The sequence below is a fragment of the Kribbella catacumbae DSM 19601 genome (assembly GCF_000372465.1).
In the GTDB taxonomy this organism is placed as follows: domain Bacteria; phylum Actinomycetota; class Actinomycetes; order Propionibacteriales; family Kribbellaceae; genus Kribbella; species Kribbella catacumbae.
This window is the reverse complement of record NZ_AQUZ01000037.1, coordinates 1-19,756: the sequence shown is the minus strand read 5'-3', so window position 1 is coordinate 19,756 and position 19,756 is coordinate 1. Positions and strand designations below refer to the sequence as shown.

Here is a 19,756-nt window from a genome sequence, read left to right as displayed (position 1 = left end):
TTGGTTGGGTGGGGGTCAGCCGTTGACGTTGTCCACCTTGCAGGTGTCCTTGGCGTGCTTGGAGATCGCCTCGAAGGCCGGCTGGATCTTCGCGCCGTCGGACTTGGCCAGCTCAGTGAGCTTGCCCGTGTCGCCGTTCGCGTCCTTGGCCTTGTCGGCGTACTCGAGGACGATCTTCCAGTCGTCCTTCAGGTCGTCCGGCGCCGACTTGGACACCTTCTTGGCCTCCTCGCGCATCTTGTCGACCGCCTTGGTGTCCTTGATGTCGAGGCCCTTGGCCGCCGCGGCATAATTCTTCAGCTCGCCGCAGTAGTCGCCACCCGAGCACGCCGTCAACGTACCGACGCTCATTGTCACTACCGCCGCGAGGGCCGCAACCTTACGCATCCCAGTCCTAACTGTCGCCGCGGGAAGACCAGCTCTCCCCGTCATCGGCAACCTTGGCGAACGGCGGGGTCACCGGACCACCCACCACGCCGTGAGGAACCTCCCACCGCCCGGTTGGAACCGGCCCGTGATCTCCCGCGTCGTCAGTAACCCAGTACTGCGCGGAAGCCGTCGTTGGCGCGGTCGGCCGCATCCCGCAGCGAGCCTGCGTCCGGACCGGCACCGAGGATCTCGCGAGAGCTCGACGGTACGACGTTGCGCACGGCCGACCCGAAAACCTCCGCAAGCCCTTCGGCCGTACCGCCTTGGGCGCCGAGCCCTGGCGCCAGCAGCGGTCCGCGGATGTCCAGGTTCTCGCCGGTCGACTTGATCGTCGCGCCGACCACGGCACCGAAGGACCCGAGGTCGTCGGCGTCGGCGTTGAGTTCGCGCAGGCCGTCCAGCACCGCGCCCGCCACGGTCGGTCCAGCGGCTGTCCGGGCGGACTGGAACTGCGGCCCTTCCGGGTTCGACGTGAGCGCCAGCACGAACAGGCCGGCCCCGGCCGCACGGGCCTCGTCGATCGCCGGCTGCAGCGAGCCGAAGCCGAGGTACGGGCTGACGGTCAACGCGTCGCAGGCCAGCGGTCCCTTCTCCGCCAGGTACGCCGACGCGTACCCGGCCATGGTCGAGCCGATGTCACCGCGCTTGGCGTCGATGATCACCAGGGCACCCGCCTCGCGAAGCCTGATCGTGGCTTGTTCGAGGACTGCGATCCCGGCCGAACCGAAGCGCTCGAAGAAGGCCGACTGCGGCTTGAAGATCGCCACCCGGTCGGCGAGCGCGTCCACCACGCCGTACGTGAAGCTGGCCAGCCCGTCTGCGTCGTCAGGAAGGCCCCAGGCATCGAGCAGGTGCGCGTGCGGGTCGATGCCGACGCAGAGCGGGCCGCGCTCGTTCATGGCCGCGCGCAACCTGGTTCCGAAGGGCTGGCTGCTCATGGGACGTTCTCGCTCTCTCATCGATGGGCCAAGCGGCGGTTGGTACGCCGGACCAGGGACGGTCCGCGGTAGATCAAACCGGTGTAGAGCTGGACGAGGCTGGCGCCGGCGTCGAACAGCCGGGTCGCGTCGTCGGGATCGAGGATGCCGCCGACTCCGATGATCGGCAGCGTTCCTTGGGTCTCGGCGTTGATGTGGGCAACGGTCTTGGCCGCGATCTCGGTCAGAGGCCGGCCGGACAACCCACCGGTCTCGGAGGTCAGTCGCTCGTCGGCCGGAGCGAGACCGGAGCGGCCGATCGTCGTGTTGGTGGCGATGATGCCGGCCACACCGACGTCGGTGCAGACGCCGAGCAGTTCGTCGATCGCCTGCTCGGTCAGGTCGGGAGCGATCTTCACCAGGATCGGCTTCGGCCCGCGTCCGCCCGTACTGAGGGTCGTCGCCTCGGTGTGCAGGGCGGTCAGCAGCTCGCGCAGGTGGCCAGAGTCCTGCAAGGAGCGCAGGCCCGGGGTGTTCGGCGAGCTCACGTTGACGGCGAAGTAGTCACCGAAGCGATAGAGCCGCCGCAGCGAGGTGACGTAGTCCCCCACCGCGTCCTCCAGCGGCGTCACCTTGGACTTCCCGATGCTGATACCTAGCGGGTAGCCGAGATCGCCGTACACCTCCAGTCGCCGCGCGAGCGCCTCGGACCCTGCGTTGTTGAAGCCCATCCGGTTGATCACGGCTTCGCTCTCGACCAGCCGGAACAGGCGGGGTTTCTCGTTGCCGGGCTGGGGATGCGCGGTCACCGTGCCGACCTCGACGAAGCCGAAGCCGAGCGCTCGCCAGGCCGGCAAGGCCAGACCGTTCTTGTCCATCCCCGCGGCCAGCCCGACCGGGCTGGGGAAGCGCACCCCGAAGACGGTGCGCTCCAGCCCGGCCGGCAAGGACCCGTAGGTCCGGGCCAGCGCCGGCACCGCCCCCGGGATGCGGCTCAGCCGCCGCAACCCGTGAAGCGTCTGCTCGTGAGCAACCTCGGCGTCGCCTCTACCGAGTCGGTAGAGGACGGGCCGGACGAGCCGTCGGTACATCAGTCCCCCGCCACCGGCGGAGTGCCAACCGGGGCGTCGGCTTGGCCGCGGATTCGGCTGGCCCAGTCCTGGAGCGAGCGCACGCCGATGTCGCCGGCCTGCTGGGCTTCGATGCCCTGGACTGCTGCGCCGAGGCCCTGGACGGTCGTGATGCAAGGGATGTTGCGGGCCACCGCCGCGCTACGGATCTCGTAGCCGTCGAGGCGGGGTGAGCCGTCCTTGGTGATCCCGATCGGGGTGTTGACGATCAGGTTGAGCTCGCCGTCGTGGACCATCTGGACGATCGTCGGCTCACCGTTCGGGCCCGGGCCCTGGCTGCTCTTGCGAACCGTGACGGCCTGCACGCCGTTGCGCCGCAGTACGTCGGCGGTGCCTTCGGTCGCGTAGATCTGGAAGCCGAGGTCCGCGAGCCGCTTGACCGGGAAGATCATCGCCCGCTTGTCCCGGTTCGCGACCGACACGAACACCTTGCCGGCCCCCGGCAACGGCTGCGACGCGGCGGCCTGCGACTTGGCGAACGCCGTCCCGAAGGTGTCGTCGATGCCCATCACCTCGCCGGTCGAGCGCATCTCCGGACCGAGCACGGTGTCCACCGACGCGCCGTCGAGGGTACGGAACCGGTTGAACGGCATCACGGCTTCCTTCACCGCGATGGGCGTCGACGCGGGCAACGTGCCGCCATCGCCGACGGCCGGCAGCATGCCCTCGGTCCGCAGCTCCGCGATCGTTGCCCCGAGCATCACTCGGGCGGCCGCCTTGGCCAGCGGCGTCGCGGTCGCCTTCGACACGAACGGAACCGTCCGCGACGCCCGCGGGTTCGCCTCCAGCACGTAGAGCACGTCGCCGGCCAGCGCGTACTGCACGTTCAGCAGACCGCGTACGCCGACGCCGCGCGCGATCGCCTCGGTGGACTCGCGGATCTTCTCGATGTCCGCGTTGCCCAGCGTGATCGGCGGCAGCGCGCAGGACGAGTCACCCGAGTGCACCCCGGCCTCCTCGATGTGCTCCATCACGCCACCCAGGAACAGCTCCTCGCCGTCGAACAGCCCGTCGACGTCGATCTCCACCGCGTCGTCCAGGAACCGGTCGATCAGCACCGGGTGCTCCCAGTTCGCGGTCAGGGCGCCACCGCTGAGCCGCTCGAGCGCGGCGGTCAGTTCGGCATCGGAGTACACGATCTCCATGCCGCGGCCGCCGAGTACGTACGACGGCCGGACGAGGACCGGGAAGCCGATCTCGGTGGCGATCAGCTGCGCCTCGTCGAAGGACATCGCCGTACCGTGCTTCGGCGCGGGCAGGTTCGCGTCGGACAGCACCTTGCCGAAGGCGCCACGCTCCTCCGCCAGGTGGATCGCCTCGGGCGACGTCCCGACGATCGGTACGCCGGCGTCCGCGAGCCGCTGGGCCAGGCCGAGCGGGGTCTGGCCGCCCAGTTGGACAATGACTCCGGCGATCGGGCCGGCCTGCATCTCGGCGTACACGATCTCGAGGACGTCCTCGCAGGTGAGCGGCTCGAAGTACAGCCGGTCGGAGGTGTCGTAGTCGGTCGAGACGGTCTCGGGGTTGCAGTTGACCATGATCGTGCAGTAGCCGGCGTCGCGCAGCGCCATCGACGCGTGCACGCAGGAGTAGTCGAACTCGATGCCCTGGCCGATCCGGTTCGGGCCCGACCCCAGGATGAGGACGGCGGGCTCGGTGCGCGGCGCCACCTCGGTCTCCTCGTCGTACGACGAGTAGTGGTACGGCGTGGTGGCGGCGAACTCGGCCGCGCAGGTGTCGACCGTCTTGAAGACCGGCCGGATCCCCAGCGCCTGCCGGACACCCCGGACGACGTCCTCTGCCAGGTCGCGGATCTCCGCCAGCTGCAGGTCCGAGAACCCGTGGCGCTTGGCCAGCCGCAGGATCTCCGGGGTCAGCCGTGGCGCGGCGGCGACCTGCCCCGCGGTCTCGTGGATCAGGTACATCTGATCCACGAACCAGGGATCGATCTTGGTCGCGTCGAAGATCTGCTCCGGCGTGGCGCCCGCCCGGATCGCGTCCATGATCGTCCGCAGCCGGCCGTCATGCGGCGTCTTGATTGCCTCCAGCAACGACTCCAGGTCGCTCGACGGAGCGCCGAGCCAGGAGAACCGGGCCTCCGGCTTCTCCAGCGACCGCAACGCCTTCTGCAGGGCCTCGGTGTAGTTGCGGCCGATCGCCATCGCTTCGCCGACGCTCTTCATGTGCGTGGTCAGCGTCGCGTCCGCGGCCGGGAACTTCTCGAACGCGAACCGTGGCACCTTGACGACCACATAGTCCAGCGTCGGCTCGAAGCTGGCCGGGGTCTGCTTGGTGATGTCGTTCGGGATCTCGTCCAGCGTGTAGCCGATGGCGACCTTCGCGGCGATCTTCGCGATCGGGAAGCCGGTCGCCTTCGACGCCAGCGCCGAGGACCGCGACACCCGCGGGTTCATCTCGATCACGATCAGCCGGCCGTCGGCCGGGTTCACCGCGAACTGGATGTTGCAGCCGCCGGTGTCGACGCCGACCTCGCGAATGATGCCGATGGCAAGGTCCCGCATCGTCTGGTACTCACGGTCGGTCAGCGTCATCGCCGGCGCGACGGTGACCGAGTCGCCGGTGTGCACGCCCATCGGGTCGACGTTCTCGATCGAGCAGATGATCACGACGTTGTCCGCCTTGTCGCGCATCACCTCCAGCTCGTACTCCTTCCAGCCGACGATCGACTCCTCGATCAGCACCTCGGTGGTCGGGCTGGCGGTCAGGCCGGCGCCGGCGATCCGGCGCAGGTCGTTCTCGTCGTAGGCCATCCCGGAACCGACGCCGCCCATCGTGAACGACGGCCGCACCACCAGCGGGTAGCCCATCTCGGCCGCCGCGGCGAGTACGTCGTCCATCGTGTGGCAGACCAGCGAGCGGGCCACCTCGGCGCCCAGCTTCTCCACGATCGCCTTGAACGACTCGCGGTTCTCGCCCCGCTGGATCGCGTCCACGGAGGCGCCGATCAGCTCGACGCCGTACTTCTCCAGGACGCCGTTCTCGTGCAGCGAGATCGCCGCGTTCAGCGCGGTCTGGCCGCCCAGGGTGGCGAGCAGGACGTTCGGGCGCTCCTTCTCGATCACCTTCTCGACGAACTCCGGGGTGATCGGCTCGACGTAGGTGGCGTCGGCGAACTCCGGGTCCGTCATGATCGTGGCCGGGTTGGAGTTCACCAGGATGACCCGGAAACCCTCTTCCTTGAGCACCCGGCAGGCCTGGGTGCCGGAGTAGTCGAACTCGCAGGCCTGGCCGATCACGATCGGGCCGGAGCCGATCACCAGCACCGAGTCGATGTCTGTACGGCGGGGCATCAGTTCCCATCCTTAGAAGAAACGGTCATCAGCTCTACGAAGCGGTCGAACAGGTAGGCCGAGTCGTGCGGCCCGGCTGCTGCCTCTGGGTGGTACTGGACCGAGAAGGCCAGCGGTTCGCCGTCCTTGCCGGTCAGCTTGAGCCCTTCGACGACGTTGTCGTTGAGCGACACGTGGCTCACCTCGGCGGTGCCGTACGGCGTCTCCACGGTCTTGTCGAGCGGCGCGTCCACAGCGAAGCCATGGTTCTGCGCGGTGATCTCGACCTTGCCGGTGGCCCGGTCGAGCACCGGCTGGTTGATCCCCCGGTGCCCGTACTTCAGCTTGAAGGTGCCCAGCCCGAGGGCCCGGCCGAAGACCTGGTTGCCGAAGCAGATCCCGAAGTACGGGATGTTCCGGCCGAGCAGATCCTTCAGCAGCGTGGTCGGGTGCTCGGTAGTCTCCGGGTCGCCCGGGCCGTTGCTCATGAAAATGCCGTCGGGGTTGACCGCCAGCACCTCTTCGAGGGACGCGGTGGCCGGCAGCACGTGCACCTCGATGCCGCGCTCGGCCATCCGCTTCGGCGTCATCGTCTTGATCCCCAGGTCGAGGGCGACGACGGTGAACCGCTTCTCCCCCTCGGCCGGTACGACGTACGCGGCGGCGGTGGTGACCTCGTCGGCCAGGTCGGCGCCGGCCATCGGCGGCTGCTGGAGCACCTTCCTGAGCAGCGCCTCCGGCTCCAGGATCTCGGTGGAGATACCGGCCCGCATCGCGCCGCGCTCGCGCAGGTGCCGGGTTAGCGCGCGGGTGTCGATGCCGGAGATCCCGACGATGCCCTGGCCCTTCAGCTGGTCGTCGAGGGTGCGGGTGGCGCGCCAGTTCGACGGCACCCGGGCGGGGTCGCGGACGACGTACCCGGCGACCCAGATCCGCTGCGACTCGTCGTCCTCGTCGTTGACGCCGGTGTTGCCGATGTGCGGCGCGGTCTGGGTGACGATCTGGCGGTGGTACGACGGGTCGGTCAGTGTCTCCTGGTAGCCGGTCATGCCGGTGGTGAACACCGCCTCGCCGAAGGTCTCGCCGGTCGCTCCGTACGACGTACCGGCGAACGCGCGGCCGTCTTCGAGGACCAGCAGCGCGGGTTGCAGGGCGGCCAGGCTCATTGCTCGGCTCCGATCAGGGTCGAGATGGATGCGGTCAGACCGGCGGAGTCGGCCTTGCGGCGCGGCCGAAACCCGGTGTCGAGCTCGCGGCCGTCGTGCGTCCAGGTGACCACCACGAGCCCGGAGGCCTCGGCGGTCACCTTGCCCGCGATGCCGCGGTCGGTCCGGACTCCGGTCAGGTGGGCGGCCGGGATGAAGACGTCCGACGCTCCTTGCCGGTGGAAGATCAGGCCGGCCTCACTGACGGCCAGGTCCGCTGTACTGCGGACTCCGAGTTCGTGCACGGCGATCCGGTCCATCCAGTCGCCGGCGGTCGTCGTGGCGACGTACACGCCTTCGACGCCCTTCACCTTGCCCTCGGGCACGGCCGGCAGCGGGGCAAGGTCGGCCTGGCGCGACTGGCGGTTGCGCCAGCCGCGGTACATGCCGAACCAGCCGCCGCCGATCACCAGCAGCGTGCCGAGGACGCCTAGAACGGCTTTCACTTGGTGAGCTTCCCGTCCAGAACAGTCGGTTCGCCGCGCAGGAAGGTCGCCATCACCCGACCGGGCAGCGTCATCCCGGCGAACGGCGTGTTCCGCGACAGCGACGCGGTCTCGGCCGGTACGACGGTGCGCTCGGCGGCCGGGTCGACCAGGACCAGGTTGGCGGGGGCGCCGACCTCCAGCGGGCGTCCGTGCTCGCTGATCTGGCCGATCGCGGCCGGGCGGAAGCTCATCCGGTCGGCCAGGTCGGCCCAGGTCAGCAGCTTGGTGTCGACCATCGTGTGCTGGACCACCGAGAGAGCGGTCTCCAGCCCGGTCATCCCGAACGCGGCGGCGCTCCACTCGCAGTCCTTGTCCTCCACCGGGTGCGGCGCGTGGTCGGTGGCGACGATGTCGATCGTGCCGTCGGCCAGGCCCTCGCGGACCGCCTCGACGTCTGCCTTGGTGCGCAGCGGCGGGTTCACCTTGTAAACCGGGTTGTACGACGCCGCGAGGTCCTCGGTCAGCAGCAGGTGATGCGGCGTCACCTCGGCGGTGACCTCGAGGCCGCGCTTCTTGGCGGCCCGGACGATCTCGACCGAGCCCTTGGTGGACAGGTGGCAGATGTGCAGCTTCGAGCCGACGTGGGCGTTGAGCAGGATGTCGCGCGCGATGATCGACTCCTCCGCGACGCTCGGCCAGCCGGTCAGGCCGAGTACGCCGGAGAGCGCTCCCTCGTTCATCTGGGCGCCTTGCGTCAGCCGCGGCTCCTGCGCGTGCTGGGCGATCGTGCCGCCGAAGGCCTTCACGTATTCGAGAGCGCGGCGCATCAGGGCGGCGTCCCAGACACAGTCGCCGTCGTCGGAGAACACCCGCACCCGGGCCGCCGAGTCCGCCATCGCGCCCAGCTCGGCGAGTTGGGTGCCCTGCCGGCCGACGGTGACCGCGCCGATCGGGTAGACATCGGCGTACCCGCCTTCGCGGCCGAGGCGCCACACCTGCTCGACGACGCCGGCGGTGTCGGCCACCGGGTCGGTGTTGGCCATCGCGAACACGGCGGTGAACCCGCCCATCGCCGCGGACCGGGTCCCGGTGAGCACGGTCTCGGCGTCCTCGCGGCCGGGCTCGCGCAGGTGGGTGTGCAGGTCGACCAGGCCGGGGAGCGCGATCTGACCGGTCGCGTCGATCACCTCGGCGCCTTCGGGCTTTGCGAGGTCGTTGCCCACGGCGACGATCTCGCCGTTGTCGATCAGCAGGTCCGCCACTCTGTCTGATTTTTGACCGACACCTACGACCTTGGCTCCAGTGATCAGGTACGCGGTCATGCCGTGGGCTCCTCTGTCGGGTTGGTGTCAGTACTGCTGTCGGTACTGCCTGAGAGCAGCAGGTAGAGCACGGCCATCCGGATCGCCACGCCGTTCGTGACCTGTTCGACGATCACCGAGCGGTTCGAGTCGGCGACGTCGGCGCTGATCTCCATGCCGCGGTTCATCGGGCCGGGGTGCAGCACGATCGCCTCGTCGGGCAGCTGGGCCATCCGGTGCACGTCCAGGCCGTAGCGCCGGGTGTACTCGCGGGCGCTGGGGAAGAACGCGTCGTTCATCCGCTCACGCTGCACCCGCAGCATCATCACCGCGTCGCTCTTGGCCAGCGACCCGTCCAGGTCGTACGACGTGGCGCACGGCCAGTTGGTCATGTCGACCGGCAGCAGCGTCGGCGGCGCGACCACGGTGACCTCGGCGCCGAGGGTCGAGAGCAGCAGCACGTTCGACCGGGCCACCCGGCTGTGCAGCACGTCGCCGACGATGGTGATCCGGCGACCGTCGAGCGAACCGAGGTGGCGGCGCATCGTGAAGGCGTCGAGCAAAGCCTGGGTCGGGTGCTCGTGGGTGCCGTCGCCGGCGTTGACGACCGAGCCGTTCAGCCAGCCCGAGGTGGCCAGCAGGTGCGGCGCGCCCGACGAGCCGTGCCGGCAGACGACGCCGTCGGCACCCATCGCCTGCAGCGTCAGCGCGGTGTCCTTGAGGCTCTCCCCCTTGCTGACACTCGAGCCCTTGGCCGAGAAGTTGATCACATCGGCGGACAGCCGCTTGGCGGCCGCCTCGAACGAGATCCTGGTCCGGGTGGAGTCCTCGAAGAAGAGGTTCACCACCGTGCGCCCGCGCAACGCGGGCAGCTTCTTGATCGGCCGGTCCGCGAGCGAGCGCATCTCCTCGGCGGTGTCCAGGATCAGGTTGGCGTCGTCGCGGCTCAGGTCGCCCGCGCTGAGCAGATGCCGCATCACGCGGAGGCTCCCGTCTTGTCGGCGACCGTCTTGTCGGCGATCAGTACGGCGTCGGCGCCGTCGTACTCGGTGAGGTGGACGGTGACCCGCTCGACCAGGGAGGTGGGCAGGTTCTTGCCGACGTAGTCCGCGCGGATTGGCAGCTCGCGGTGGCCGCGGTCGACCAGGACGGCCAGCTGGACCGCCTTGGGCCGGCCGATGTCGCCGATCGCGTCCAGCGCGGCGCGGATGGTGCGGCCGGAGAACAGCACGTCGTCGATCAGGACGACGACCTTGCCGTCGATCCCGCCGGACGGGATATCGGTGTGCTCGAGCGCACGCGCCGGTTTGAGGCCGATGTCGTCGCGGTACATCGTCACGTCGAGTGACCCTGTCGGCACGCTCCGCCCCTCGACGGCCGCGATCCGCTCCGAGATGCGGGTCGCCAGACCCACGCCACGGGTCGGAATACCGAGCAGGACGACGGGGTCGGCACCCCGGTTGCGCTCGAGGATCTCGTGCGCGATCCGGGTCAGTGCCCGGGAAATATCGGAAGCATCCAGCACTGTGCGGGGTACAGCCTTGACCGCGGAGGCAGAATTTTCTGCTTCTCTGGCCGCCGGCTCTGGCACCGAGGCAGGGCTCATCGCTACCGTTCCTCCTTTCCCGCCTCTCTGGACGGGTCTTTAAAGGACGTTCGGACCACTTGACATGGTATCGGAAGTGACACGCCGTCTTGACGCTGGCCTCGCGACCAGAATATTGTTACTCTGTGTAACCGTGGGGGGTTTCACCAAACGGCCCACCCAAGTAACACCGTCCGGGCCACCGGAGTAACGACCAAAAGTCGGAGGGAAGAACCAGCGTGCCTAGCGAATACGCGAAGACACTAGGCGGCAAGTTGCGCGCCATCCGCCAGCAGCAAGGTTTGTCGCTGCATGGTGTGGAAGAGAAGTCCAAGGGTCGCTGGAAGGCGGTCGTCGTCGGCTCTTACGAGCGTGGCGATCGGGCCGTCACCGTCCAGAAGCTTGCGGAGCTCGCCGATTTCTACGGCGTGCCGATCCGTGAGCTGCTTCCTGGATCCGCCAGTGCGGCTGCTGCGGCTGCAGCTCCGCCCCGGTTGATTCTGGATCTGGAGGCTCTGCAACACCTCGACGCGAGCGAGGCCGGTCCGCTGACGCGGTATGCGGCCACGATCCAGGCTCAGCGCGGGGACTACAACGGCAAGGTGCTGTCGATCCGTCAGGACGACATGCGCACCCTCGCCGTGATCTACGACGAGTCGCCGACGACTCTGACCGAGCGTTTCATCTCCTGGGGTGTGCTGAACCCGGAGGCGAAGGGCGACGTCGAGGAGTCCGAGGCAGCCGGCGCCTGATCGGCCGGGCATGACACGACGGTCGGGGCTCGTAGCAGCTTGCCCACGGCCGCCTGCCCGCCTCTCCGCACGGAGACGGGCCAGCTGAGCAGTACCAGGCCGGGGCCGTTCCCCCCGCGCCGACGCACGGGGACGCTGAGAGGGCCCGGCACCGCACCGTGGCGGTACCGGGCCTATCGAAGCTTTCAGGTCTTGCCGGAGCTCAGACTCCGAGCGTGGGCTTGAGCTGCAACAGCCGGGCCAGCAGCCCGTTGACGAAGGCCGGCGACTCGTCGGTGGACAGGTCGCGCGCCATCGAGACGGCCTCGCTGACCGCCACCACGTCCGGCACCTGCTCGTCGAAGAGCAGCTCGTAGACGCCGATCCGCAAGATGTTGCGGTCGACGGCCGGCATCCGGTCCAGCGACCAGCCCACCGAGTGGGTGCTGAGCAGGTCGTCGATCGACTCGATGTGCTCGGACACGCCCTCGACCAGCGCCACGGTGAACTCGTTCACCGGCGGGTCGTTGTCAGCCACCCGGTCGGCCAGGGTGCCGCCGACGGACAGCCCCCGGACCTCCGACTCGTACAGCACGTCGAGGGCGCGCTTGCGGGCCTTGCTGCGGGCAGACATGTTCTGTTGTCAGCTCTCGGGATCAGGACGTGACGCGGCCGAGGTAGTCCCCGGTCCGGGTGTCCACCTTGACCTTCTCGCCAGTGGTCAGGAACAACGGGACGTTGATGGTGTAGCCGGTCTCCAGCTTGGCGGGCTTGGTGCCACCCGTCGAGCGGTCGCCCTGCAGGCCGGGCTCGGTGTACTCCACCGTGAGCTCGACCGAGGCCGGGAGCTCGACGTACAGCGGTAGGTCCTCGTGGACGGCGACGATGGCCTCCTGGTTCTCCAGCAGGAAGTGCGACGCCTCCCCGACCACCTCGGGGGTGATGTGGACCTGCTCGTAGGTCGAGCTGTCCATGAAGACGTAGGAGCCGCCGTCGTTGTACAGGTAGGTCATGTCGCGCTTGTCGACGTTGGCCACCTCGACCTTGACGTCGGCGTTGAAGGTCTTGTCGACGACCTTGCCGCTCAGCACGTTCTTCAGCTTGGTCCGCATCACGGCACCGCCCTTACCGGGCTTGTGGTGCTGGAACCAGACGACAGACCACAGCTGCCCATCCAGGTTGAGCACCATGCCGTTCTTGAGGTCGTTCGTCGATGCCACGCGGGAATTCCCCTTAAGAAAGTGACCCAGTGAAAAGTCATAGTGAAAGTGATCAGCGGTACGCCAGATTGTAGCGGTCACCAGGCGGTTCTCCCGATTCGTGGTCTCCGGGGGCTCTACGCTGGCCTTCAGGCTCTTCCAGACCGCGCCCGGGAGGCATCCGATGACGGGCTTCATCATCTTCGTGGTCCTGATGATCATCTTCGGGTTCGGCCGGAAGGCGGCCAAGCGCCAGACCGACCGGGCGACTCCGAGCCCGACGATAGAGAAGTTGCTCGAGCGCATCCGGGCCCAGCAGACCGCCAACCAGCATCCGCAGGCCCAGGGGCAGTACACCCAGCCCGCGTCGGGGTTCCCCGCGCAGCCTGGCAACCCTGTGCAGGCGGGAGGACGCGCGCAGAGCAGCGCCCAGCTCGCCGGGATGCTGCAGGCTCTGCTGCAGACAGGTCAGCAGGCGGGCCACCACGCGGGGCAGCCTGGTCCGGTGGTGCAGGCTGGTCAGTACGCGCCGCCTGGGCAGTACCAGCCGCCGCAGCAGTACGCCGGGCAGCCGAACCCGTGGCCGACGCCGCCCCAGGTGCAGGCGCCGCAGCGGATCCCAGGCCATCACCCGACGATGCCGGCGCAGAACAGCGACATCGAGAAGCGCGTCCGCGAGTTGATGAGGACGGGACATGAGGTCGCGGCCATCCGGCTGCTCTGCGACGAACAGGATCTCGGCATCATCGACGCCCAGGAGTACGCCCGCGGCCTGATCACACCGACCGCCAAGCCGGGCTCGACCACCGACCCGGACAGCACGCACTCGGCGCCGGTCGAGGAAGAGACCCGGTACGTCGGTTCGGCCGCGTTCGCCGAGTCGCCTTTCGATCTCGACCGCGAAGAGAACGTCTGGGCCAGCGGCTGGGTCGAGAAGCCCGAGCCCGAGGACCGCACCGACATGGACGAGCTCTGGCAAACCGTCCGTGACGCAGGCCGCCCGAAGACCTGAATCACGGCCAACTGATGGTCACCTGGCTGTGGCGGGTGTTGAGGTGAAAGCCCGGCGGTAGCTGCTCGGGCGGGAACACCGCCGGATGGATCTGCAGCGTCGGCCCGGGACCGCCGCGAAAGCTCTTGTCCCATTGGCTCACCTGATCGACGAGTAGCTGAGCAAAGTCCTGCGCCGCGGATCCGTGGGCATTGGCGCCGAGCTCGACGAAGTCCGGATCCGCCGCCGGGCGTGCAGTCAGGTAGCCGAGCGAATTGCCCGAAGCAATCGCAGAGGCCCCCCATCGCGGGACCGGTGTGACCAGCCCCTTCTTCAGCGCGCGGCGCTCGGCGCTCAGTACGCAGTACCCGGGCAGTGTCGATGCAAGCCACAGGTCGAGGTCGGAGAGCGCTTCCTCGCGGTTCATCAGAACGCCCGACCAGGCCGACTCCCTCGGCTGGTCCAGCACCCGCTCGGGCGGCTCCTGCTCGTCAACCTGATCCTCGTCGAAGGTCAGGCTCACCAGATCACCTTGCAACGGCACGTACCGCTCGTAGCTCGCGCCGACGCCTTGCATGCAGACGAATCCGCAGACCGCCATCGACCGGCTCTCCAGGAACCCGTCGAGCAAGTCGAAGGCGATCGACCGGGTCTGCGACCGCAACCTCAGCGGTACGACGATGCGCCCGCCCGGCGCGAGCTGCGTCATCCACGCGGGCGCGACGTCCCAGGCGGTGACCGTGACGACGACGCGGTCGTAGGGAGCGCTCTCCGGGCAGCCGAACTCGCCGTCGGTACGCAGTACCTGGACTTCTGGATAGCCGGCGGCGTCCAGCCCTCGGCGCGCGCGGTCGGCCACGTCCTGGTCGATGTCGATCGTGGTGACGTGACCGGTGGGCCCGACCAGCTCGTGCAGCATGGCGGCGTTGTAACCACCCGAGCCGATCTCGAGCACCCGATGACCGGGCTGGAGATCGGCCTGCTCGAGCATCAGCGCGACCACGGTCGGCTGCGAGACGGAACTGATGGCGACGCCGGCCTGGTTGCGCTTCATCAGGACGACGTCGTCGGTGTACGCGATCTCCAGCGGCACCTGGGGGACGAAGAGGTGCCGCGGTACGGCGCGGAAGGCCGCCTCGACCCGCTGGTCGTGGATCGCTCCCTGGGCGACGAGCAGGTCGGTCAATGCCGCGCGCAACCTTCCGGCGTACCGGGAATCGTTGCCGCTGGCATCCATTGCGTCAGTCCGTCTTGTCGCCGAGGGATTCGAGCAAGGTCCGCAGGGTGCCGGCCAGCGCTTCCCGTTCGGCGCCGGACAGACCCTCGAGCAGCCGGTTCTCGGTCGCGATGTGGGTCGGCAGCACTTTGTCGATCAGCTCCAGCCCGGGCGGCGTGAGCGTCACCAGGACGCCGCGGCCGTCCGTCTCGCTCGGGCTGCGCTTGACCAGGCCGCGGGCCTCCAGCCGGTCGAGCCGCTGGGTGATCGCGCCGGAGGTGACCATCGACGAGCGCATCAGCCCGGCCGGGGTCAGGCTGTGTTCCGCGTTGCTGCGCCGGAGGGTGGCCAGGACGTCGAACGACGCCCGGTCGAGATCGTGGGTGGCGAAGTTGCGGCGCAGCTCGGCGTCGATCAGCAGGGCAAGCCGGCTCACCCGGCCCAGTACGGCCATGGGGGACGCATCCAGGTCCGGGCGCTGCTCGCGCCATTGGCCGAGTATCTGGTCGACATGATCCGCCATCTGTTCAGCGTACCGCTGGATCTCTTAGTGGTGAGCTAAAACACTGGAAAGTTGCTTAGCGCTGAGATACATTGTCTTAGTGCTAAGCAATCGAGCCTCCCTGATCCTCACCACGGCGATCGCGCCGGCGCTGTGGGGAACCACCTACTTGGTCACAACGGAACTGTTGCCACCGCAGCGTCCGCTTCTCGCCGCCTTCATCCGTGCCCTCCCGGCCGGTCTCCTTCTCGTCGCGCTCACCCGGCGGCTGCCGCAGGGGATCTGGTGGTGGCGGGCGCTCGTGCTGGGCGCACTCAACATCGGGGCGTTCAACGCGCTGCTCTTCATCGGCGCCTACCGGCTGCCGGGCGGCGTCGCCGCGACCGTGGGGGCGCTGCAGCCGCTGCTGGTCGCTCTACTGTCGACCGGTCTGCTCGGCGAGCGATTGACGGTCAAGACCATGCTGACCGCGATCGCCGGCGTGACTGGCGTGAGTCTGCTTGTACTGCGGGCTGACGCACGGCTGGACGCGTGGGGCGTCACCGCCGCTCTGGGTGGTGCCGTGGTGATGGCCACTGGCGTCGTACTAAGCAAGCGCTGGACCTCGCCGGCTCCGCTCCTCGCAACAACCGGCTGGCAGTTGGTCGCAGGCGGGTTGTTGTTGTTGCCGGTCGCATGGATCGTCGAGGGATCGCTCCCTGCGTCCTTCACACTCGGCAATGTCGCTGGGTACACCTACCTGACGATCCTTGGATCCGCGGTGGCCTATGCATTGTGGTTCCGTGGTCTTCGCGGCCTCTCCCCCACCAACGTGACGTTCCTCGGTCTGCTCAGTCCGGTTGTGGCGACCCTCCTCGGCTGGCTCGTGCTCGACCAGCGGCTCAGCCCGCTGCAGCTCGTCGGCGGACTGATCGTGCTCGCCGCGCTGATCACCGCACAGACCAGGAAGAAGCCCACTCCTCAGGCGTCCAGCACGCCCGTCCCCGTCACCGAAAGGGTCTGACCCATGCGCATCACAGTCTTCGGAGCCACCGGCGCGGTCGGCAGCCGAGTAGTTCAGGAAGCGCTCTCTCGCGGCCATGAGGTCACAGCGGTCAGCCGCCAAGCCCTCCGATCATCCAAGGACGACGCGGCCGGCGGGCTGCGGGTTCGGCGGGGTGATGCGTCGGATCCCACTGAGGTCACTCGGTTGAGTCGTGGTCAGGATCTGGTGATCAGCGCGACCCGTCCGGTTCCTGGGCGGGAGGATGAGCTGGCGATTGCCGCCAAGGGGTTGGTGTCTGGGCTGGCGGGGACCGGGGTTCGGCTGTTGATCGTCGGCGGTGCCGCGAGTCTCACGTTGCCCGGCGATCGCAGTACGACGGTCGTTGATGGGCCCGGCTTCCCGGCGGCGCTGCGGCCGATCGCGCTGGCTTGCAACGAGCAACTGGAGGTGATCCGCAGCAGCGCCGACCTGGAGTGGACCTACCTGAGCCCGCCTGCCCTTCTCGAACCAGGCGTCCGGACCGGCACTTACCGCCTCGGCCGGGATGAGTTGCTCACCGCCGCCGACGGTACGTCGTACATCTCGATGGAGGACTTCGCCATCGCCCTCCTCGACGAAGCAGAGCGCCCGCAGCACCACTGCACGCGGTTCACGGTCGGCTACTGAAAAGCCGGACCGGGCTGAGCCCGGTCCGGCGGTGGTGGTGGGTGGAACTGCTAGATCAGGCCCTCGCGCAGTGCGTAGGCGACGGCGTGCGAACGGTTCTTCAGCTGCAGGCGGCTCGTCACGTCGTGCAGGACGTTCTTCACCGTCCGCTCGGAGTAGGACAGCTCGCGAGCGATCTCCTGCGTGTCCTTGCCGTCCGCCACGAGGCGCAGTACCTGCGTCTCCCGGTCGGACAGCCCGGTGTGCGACAGGCCCCGAGGTGCGAGCACGTGCCGCTGCATGCGCGACACCTGCCCGAGCAACCGGCCCAGCAGATCAGGCGGCAGGCTACCGTCGCCGGCAGCGGCTGCCTGGATCAGGTGCACGATCCGGTCGGCCGTGGCATCGGTACGCCGAAGCACGCCCGACACCCCGAGCTCGACCGCGGTCATCAGCGCCTCGTCGTCGATCGTGCTGGCGATCAGCACGGTCCGGCGACAACCCCGCTGGGTCGCCGAGCGCAGTACCTGCACTGCGCCCGCGTCCAGAGAGTCGACCGCTACCAGAGCCACCACTGGCGGGGTGGTGCGCTGGTCGGTCTTCGCCTGCTGCGACTCGGCCAGTTCGGCCTCACCGATGAGCAGGATCTCCGGACGCTGCCTGAGCGAGTGCACCAACCCGAACTGCGAGAGCGGGTCGAGAGCCCTCACCCAGACAGGTATGCGTTGTTGCGTCATGTGCGTCACTCCCCCAGAGCGTTGTGGAACGGAACGGATCGAATCCGCAGTCACGAGCGAACCCCCAATATCGTCAATCCCGATCGTGATGCCCGACCTTCAGCCAGCCTTCAGAATCAGCCGCAGGCGGTATCCCGACTCAAGCTAAGGGTGACCTGACCACATTTCACCGGCGTCTCACGCCGATCTCTTGTCCGATCGGCGCCAGGAAACGACGCCTTCGCGACCCCCGCCGGCGCCCCTTCCGGCTGCCTATCCTGACGACCATGACGCTCGAACTGATCAACCCCGAGGATCTGCCGACGCCGCAGACCTACACGCACGTCGTGACGGCCACCGGGAGCCGGCAGGTGTACGTGGCCGGCCAACTGGCCGAGGACGAGTCGGGCGAACTGGTCGGCCTCAACGACCTGGCGGCCCAAGCCCGGCAGGTCTTCGCCAACCTCGGCCGCGCGCTGGCCGCAGCCGACGCCAAGCCGAGCGACGTCGTCAAGATCACGATCTACGTAGTCGGCCACCGCCGCGAGTACCTGGCAGACATCGAGGCGGCCCGAGTCACCCTCTTCGGCAACCACAAACCAGCCGACGTCCTGCTAGGCGTCGAGTCCCTCTGGGCCCCGGGCTACCTCATAGAGGTAGACGCCATCGCCGTCACCGACTGACCCGTCAGGTCAGGGTGGTGATGGCGCGGAGGGCGAGGCGGTAGGAGTCGACGCCGAAGCCGGCGATCGTGCCGTTCGCGACCGCCGCGACGACGCTCGTGTGGCGGAACTCTTCACGCGCCGCCGGGTTGCTGATGTGGATCTCGACCAGCGGGGCGGTTCGCTGGGCGCAGGCGTCGCGGAGGGCGTACGAGTAATGTGTGAAGGCCGCCGGGTTGAGCACCACCGGGGTCTTCGCGTCGGCAGCCTCGTGCAGCCAGCCGACCAACTCCGCCTCGTCGTCGGTCTGCCGGACCTCGACCTCGAGCCCGAGCTCGGCGCCAGTCTTCTCGCACTCCGCGACAAGATCCGCGAACGTCATCGCGCCGTACACATCAGGTTCCCGCGACCCGAGCCGCCCAAGATTCGGCCCGTTCAGCACCAGCACACGTCGTCCACCAGCAACATCAGTCACGCTCCCACCCTAGATGATCGATTCCAAGGGGTCAGTGGTCGTAGGCCAAGGGTGATCGCTTGCTGGGTTGGCCGGTGCGGTCGTTGTGCCAGATCGCGGCGGTCAGGGCCAGGATGCGTTGTACGACGCGGACCCAGACCCCGGCTCTCGCCCTTGCGAGCGCGAATGACTGGCGCAGTAGCCGTATTCGGCCCAGCCGTCCAGATCGCAGCGGCGGGCCTTCAGCAGATCATCGGCGCCCACGACAGTGCTGTCGCGAGGGTGTCCAGATCAGCGTCCACGTAGGTCTCCACGAGGTCGACGTTGGGTAAGCAACGCCGATCCTGGGCACCCTCCACGTCACCGGACAGCCCCACGCCGGCCAACACCCCTTGGATTCGGTCATCTAGGGTTCCAGTGCGTGCGTCCCGGTGTGGTCGACGCGGAATTTGAAGCCGTGGGGGGTGGTCCATTCCAGGGCGCCGTCGTCGAGGCGTTCGGAAGCCCACCCGCCAAGCGTCTTCACCCGGTGGCTGTAGCGCCGCAGCGGGGCGAGGTTCGCGATGCTGGTCTGGCCCGGCGGCCCGGTGTCGGAGAAGTCGTACGGCGTGATGTGGTCGAGGTCGGTGCTCTCGGTGGTCTCGGCGGCTCCGTAGGGGAACTGCTCGACCGGGTAGGTGAGCTTGAGGCGTTCGCGCAGTTCCCGCGGCACCTCGTAGGCGTTGACGTTGATCCGGTTGTCGTTGAGGTCGATCACCGGCTTGATGACGATCTGGTCGTGGCCGAGCAGCTCTTCCAGCCGGGCGGCCAGGACCGGCCCGAACCGCTCGACGCGGGCGACGCCTTCACCGTCGAGCAGGGTCTGGTCGGTGATGTGCACATACATCGTGGTGGGAGCCGGGCGGCGCCCGGTGGACCCGAGGCCGCTGCGGTAGGCGTCCTGGCGGATCGCGGCCAGCTTGCGGCGCAGTTCCAGCCGCACGGCATCATCCAGCACCGGCTCGGCCGCGTCGGCCGCGTCGGCCGGCTCGGCCGCCCAGGTTGGCTCAGGCTCGGCCGGCCTGGCGTCGGGGGTGCCCCTGGGATCGCGGGGTGCCCACGGGTCGTGTGGCCGGTCGCCCATTGGGTCACCGGGATCCGGCGGCTCCCGGTCAGCGGCGGCGGCATCGTCGGCGTGGTTGTCCCACGGCTCGTTACCGGCNCNCCAGCCNTGAGAGCCCGCGCCACCTCCAGACTCCGCGGCCCCGTCGGCATCGACGTGACCACCGGCAGTGTCAGCAGCAGAGCCGTCGGTGATGTCTGCGGCAGGGCCAGGGGTCGCCCCAGGCCCGGTGGGGCTACCTGCGGCCGGGCCGGGATTGGCGGCAGAG

General features: G+C 68.5%; 20 protein-coding genes and 1 pseudogene. 5 read left to right on the top strand and 16 right to left on the bottom strand.

Going from position 1 to position 19,756, the window contains the following annotated elements; genetic code table 11:
- Window positions 1-15 precede the first annotated feature (15 nt).
- From A3ES_RS0130710 to pyrR, 9 genes are all read right to left on the bottom strand, one after another.
- The gene (locus A3ES_RS0130710; RefSeq protein WP_040455946.1) at window positions 16-387 is read right to left on the bottom strand and encodes a hypothetical protein; all 372 of its coding nucleotides are present in this window, start codon (window positions 385-387) and stop codon (window positions 16-18) included.
- A 143-nt stretch (window positions 388-530) separates the two neighbouring features.
- On the bottom strand, window positions 531-1,367 hold the full coding sequence (pyrF, locus tag A3ES_RS0130705) for an orotidine-5'-phosphate decarboxylase (protein WP_020390680.1): 837 nt from the start codon (window positions 1,365-1,367) through the stop codon (window positions 531-533).
- A 17-nt stretch (window positions 1,368-1,384) separates the two neighbouring features.
- Window positions 1,385-2,437 (bottom strand): quinone-dependent dihydroorotate dehydrogenase, encoded by a 1,053-nt coding sequence (locus A3ES_RS0130700; protein ID WP_020390679.1) that lies wholly within the window; start codon window positions 2,435-2,437, stop codon window positions 1,385-1,387.
- Window positions 2,437-5,787 (bottom strand): carbamoyl-phosphate synthase large subunit, encoded by a 3,351-nt coding sequence (carB, locus tag A3ES_RS0130695; protein WP_020390678.1) that lies wholly within the window; start codon window positions 5,785-5,787, stop codon window positions 2,437-2,439. The genes A3ES_RS0130700 and carB overlap by 1 nt, the downstream gene beginning before the upstream one ends.
- Window positions 5,787-6,932 carry a glutamine-hydrolyzing carbamoyl-phosphate synthase small subunit gene (carA, locus tag A3ES_RS0130690; RefSeq protein WP_020390677.1) on the bottom strand — a complete coding sequence of 382 codons (1,146 nt, stop codon included), beginning with the start codon at window positions 6,930-6,932 and terminating at the stop codon, window positions 5,787-5,789. Before carA ends, carB begins: the two co-directional genes overlap by 1 nt.
- Window positions 6,929-7,417: a PH-like domain-containing protein gene (locus A3ES_RS0130685; protein ID WP_020390676.1), complete on the bottom strand. Its 489-nt coding sequence runs from the start codon at window positions 7,415-7,417 to the stop codon at window positions 6,929-6,931. The genes carA and A3ES_RS0130685 overlap by 4 nt, the downstream gene beginning before the upstream one ends.
- A complete protein-coding gene (locus tag A3ES_RS0130680) occupies window positions 7,414-8,721 on the bottom strand; it encodes a dihydroorotase (RefSeq protein ID WP_020390675.1) in 1,308 nt (435 codons plus the stop codon). Before A3ES_RS0130680 ends, A3ES_RS0130685 begins: the two co-directional genes overlap by 4 nt.
- Entirely contained in the window at window positions 8,718-9,677 is a 960-nt protein-coding gene (locus tag A3ES_RS0130675; RefSeq protein WP_020390674.1) for an aspartate carbamoyltransferase catalytic subunit, read from the bottom strand. The genes A3ES_RS0130680 and A3ES_RS0130675 overlap by 4 nt, the downstream gene beginning before the upstream one ends.
- Complete coding sequence (gene pyrR, locus A3ES_RS0130670) at window positions 9,677-10,306, bottom strand: bifunctional pyr operon transcriptional regulator/uracil phosphoribosyltransferase PyrR (protein WP_020390673.1); 630 nt, start codon at window positions 10,304-10,306, stop codon at window positions 9,677-9,679. Before pyrR ends, A3ES_RS0130675 begins: the two co-directional genes overlap by 1 nt.
- 218 nt (window positions 10,307-10,524) lie before the next feature.
- Between pyrR and bldD the strand changes: the two genes are divergently transcribed.
- A complete protein-coding gene (gene bldD, locus A3ES_RS0130665) occupies window positions 10,525-11,037 on the top strand; it encodes a transcriptional regulator BldD (protein WP_026163359.1) in 513 nt (170 codons plus the stop codon).
- A 202-nt stretch (window positions 11,038-11,239) separates the two neighbouring features.
- On the opposite strand, the gene nusB is transcribed toward bldD, so the two are convergent.
- Both nusB and efp read right to left on the bottom strand, forming a co-directional pair.
- Window positions 11,240-11,650, bottom strand: coding sequence for a transcription antitermination factor NusB (nusB, locus tag A3ES_RS0130660; RefSeq protein ID WP_020390671.1), 411 nt, complete (start codon window positions 11,648-11,650; stop codon window positions 11,240-11,242).
- Between the two features lie 22 nt (window positions 11,651-11,672).
- Window positions 11,673-12,236: an elongation factor P gene (gene efp / locus A3ES_RS0130655; RefSeq protein WP_020390670.1), complete on the bottom strand. Its 564-nt coding sequence runs from the start codon at window positions 12,234-12,236 to the stop codon at window positions 11,673-11,675.
- Window positions 12,237-12,399: 163 nt separating this feature from the next.
- Between efp and A3ES_RS0130650 the strand changes: the two genes are divergently transcribed.
- Window positions 12,400-13,227 (top strand): hypothetical protein, encoded by an 828-nt coding sequence (locus A3ES_RS0130650; RefSeq protein WP_026163358.1) that lies wholly within the window; start codon window positions 12,400-12,402, stop codon window positions 13,225-13,227.
- A gap of 1 nt (window position 13,228) precedes the next feature.
- Here A3ES_RS0130650 and fxlM read toward each other — a convergent pair whose 3' ends face one another.
- Both fxlM and A3ES_RS0130640 read right to left on the bottom strand, forming a co-directional pair.
- On the bottom strand, window positions 13,229-14,443 hold the full coding sequence (gene fxlM / locus A3ES_RS0130645; protein ID WP_020390669.1) for a methyltransferase, FxLD system: 1,215 nt from the start codon (window positions 14,441-14,443) through the stop codon (window positions 13,229-13,231).
- A gap of 4 nt (window positions 14,444-14,447) precedes the next feature.
- Complete coding sequence (locus A3ES_RS0130640; RefSeq protein ID WP_020390668.1) at window positions 14,448-14,945, bottom strand: MarR family winged helix-turn-helix transcriptional regulator; 498 nt, start codon at window positions 14,943-14,945, stop codon at window positions 14,448-14,450.
- Window positions 14,946-15,024: 79 nt separating this feature from the next.
- On the opposite strand from A3ES_RS0130640, the gene A3ES_RS48970 reads away from it, so the two are divergent.
- Window positions 15,025-15,927, top strand: a complete 903-nt coding sequence (locus A3ES_RS48970) for an EamA family transporter (protein WP_020390667.1) — start codon at window positions 15,025-15,027, stop codon at window positions 15,925-15,927.
- Between the two features lie 3 nt (window positions 15,928-15,930).
- A complete protein-coding gene (locus tag A3ES_RS0130630; RefSeq protein WP_020390666.1) occupies window positions 15,931-16,575 on the top strand; it encodes an NAD(P)-dependent oxidoreductase in 645 nt (214 codons plus the stop codon).
- Window positions 16,576-16,625: 50 nt separating this feature from the next.
- Here the strand turns inward: A3ES_RS0130630 and A3ES_RS0130625 are convergent, their stop codons facing one another.
- Complete coding sequence (locus A3ES_RS0130625) at window positions 16,626-17,291, bottom strand: response regulator transcription factor (RefSeq protein ID WP_040455945.1); 666 nt, start codon at window positions 17,289-17,291, stop codon at window positions 16,626-16,628.
- 266 nt (window positions 17,292-17,557) lie between these two features.
- Here A3ES_RS0130625 and A3ES_RS0130620 point away from each other — a divergent pair, with 266 nt between their 5' ends.
- Window positions 17,558-17,953 (top strand): RidA family protein, encoded by a 396-nt coding sequence (locus A3ES_RS0130620; RefSeq protein WP_020390664.1) that lies wholly within the window; start codon window positions 17,558-17,560, stop codon window positions 17,951-17,953.
- A gap of 4 nt (window positions 17,954-17,957) precedes the next feature.
- Here the strand turns inward: A3ES_RS0130620 and aroQ are convergent, their stop codons facing one another.
- Window positions 17,958-18,407, bottom strand: coding sequence for a type II 3-dehydroquinate dehydratase (gene aroQ, locus A3ES_RS0130615; RefSeq protein WP_157630835.1), 450 nt, complete (start codon window positions 18,405-18,407; stop codon window positions 17,958-17,960).
- Window positions 18,408-18,438: 31 nt separating this feature from the next.
- Window positions 18,439-18,552 (bottom strand): annotated as a pseudogene (locus tag A3ES_RS57240) (IS982 family transposase); the annotation flags it as partial.
- Window positions 18,553-19,756: the final 1,204 nt, after the last annotated feature.

Excerpts from the sequence above, each read along its gene's own strand:
- A3ES_RS0130710 (WP_040455946.1), bottom strand. The coding sequence starts at position 387 with ATGCGTAAGGTTGCGGCCCTCGCGGCGGTAGTGACAATGAGCGTCGGT.
- pyrF (WP_020390680.1), bottom strand. The coding sequence starts at position 1,367 with ATGAGCAGCCAGCCCTTCGGAACCAGGTTGCGCGCGGCCATGAACGAG.
- A3ES_RS0130700 (WP_020390679.1), bottom strand. The coding sequence starts at position 2,437 with ATGTACCGACGGCTCGTCCGGCCCGTCCTCTACCGACTCGGTAGAGGC.
- carB (WP_020390678.1), bottom strand. The coding sequence starts at position 5,787 with ATGCCCCGCCGTACAGACATCGACTCGGTGCTGGTGATCGGCTCCGGC.
- carA (WP_020390677.1), bottom strand. The coding sequence starts at position 6,932 with ATGAGCCTGGCCGCCCTGCAACCCGCGCTGCTGGTCCTCGAAGACGGC.
- A3ES_RS0130680 (WP_020390675.1), bottom strand. The coding sequence starts at position 8,721 with ATGACCGCGTACCTGATCACTGGAGCCAAGGTCGTAGGTGTCGGTCAA.
- A3ES_RS0130675 (WP_020390674.1), bottom strand. The coding sequence starts at position 9,677 with ATGCGGCATCTGCTCAGCGCGGGCGACCTGAGCCGCGACGACGCCAAC.
- pyrR (WP_020390673.1), bottom strand. The coding sequence starts at position 10,306 with ATGAGCCCTGCCTCGGTGCCAGAGCCGGCGGCCAGAGAAGCAGAAAAT.
- nusB (WP_020390671.1), bottom strand. The coding sequence starts at position 11,650 with ATGTCTGCCCGCAGCAAGGCCCGCAAGCGCGCCCTCGACGTGCTGTAC.
- A3ES_RS0130650 (WP_026163358.1), top strand. The coding sequence starts at position 12,400 with ATGACGGGCTTCATCATCTTCGTGGTCCTGATGATCATCTTCGGGTTC.
- fxlM (WP_020390669.1), bottom strand. The coding sequence starts at position 14,443 with ATGGATGCCAGCGGCAACGATTCCCGGTACGCCGGAAGGTTGCGCGCG.
- A3ES_RS0130640 (WP_020390668.1), bottom strand. The coding sequence starts at position 14,945 with ATGGCGGATCATGTCGACCAGATACTCGGCCAATGGCGCGAGCAGCGC.
- A3ES_RS0130630 (WP_020390666.1), top strand. The coding sequence starts at position 15,931 with ATGCGCATCACAGTCTTCGGAGCCACCGGCGCGGTCGGCAGCCGAGTA.
- A3ES_RS0130625 (WP_040455945.1), bottom strand. The coding sequence starts at position 17,291 with ATGACGCAACAACGCATACCTGTCTGGGTGAGGGCTCTCGACCCGCTC.
- A3ES_RS0130620 (WP_020390664.1), top strand. The coding sequence starts at position 17,558 with ATGACGCTCGAACTGATCAACCCCGAGGATCTGCCGACGCCGCAGACC.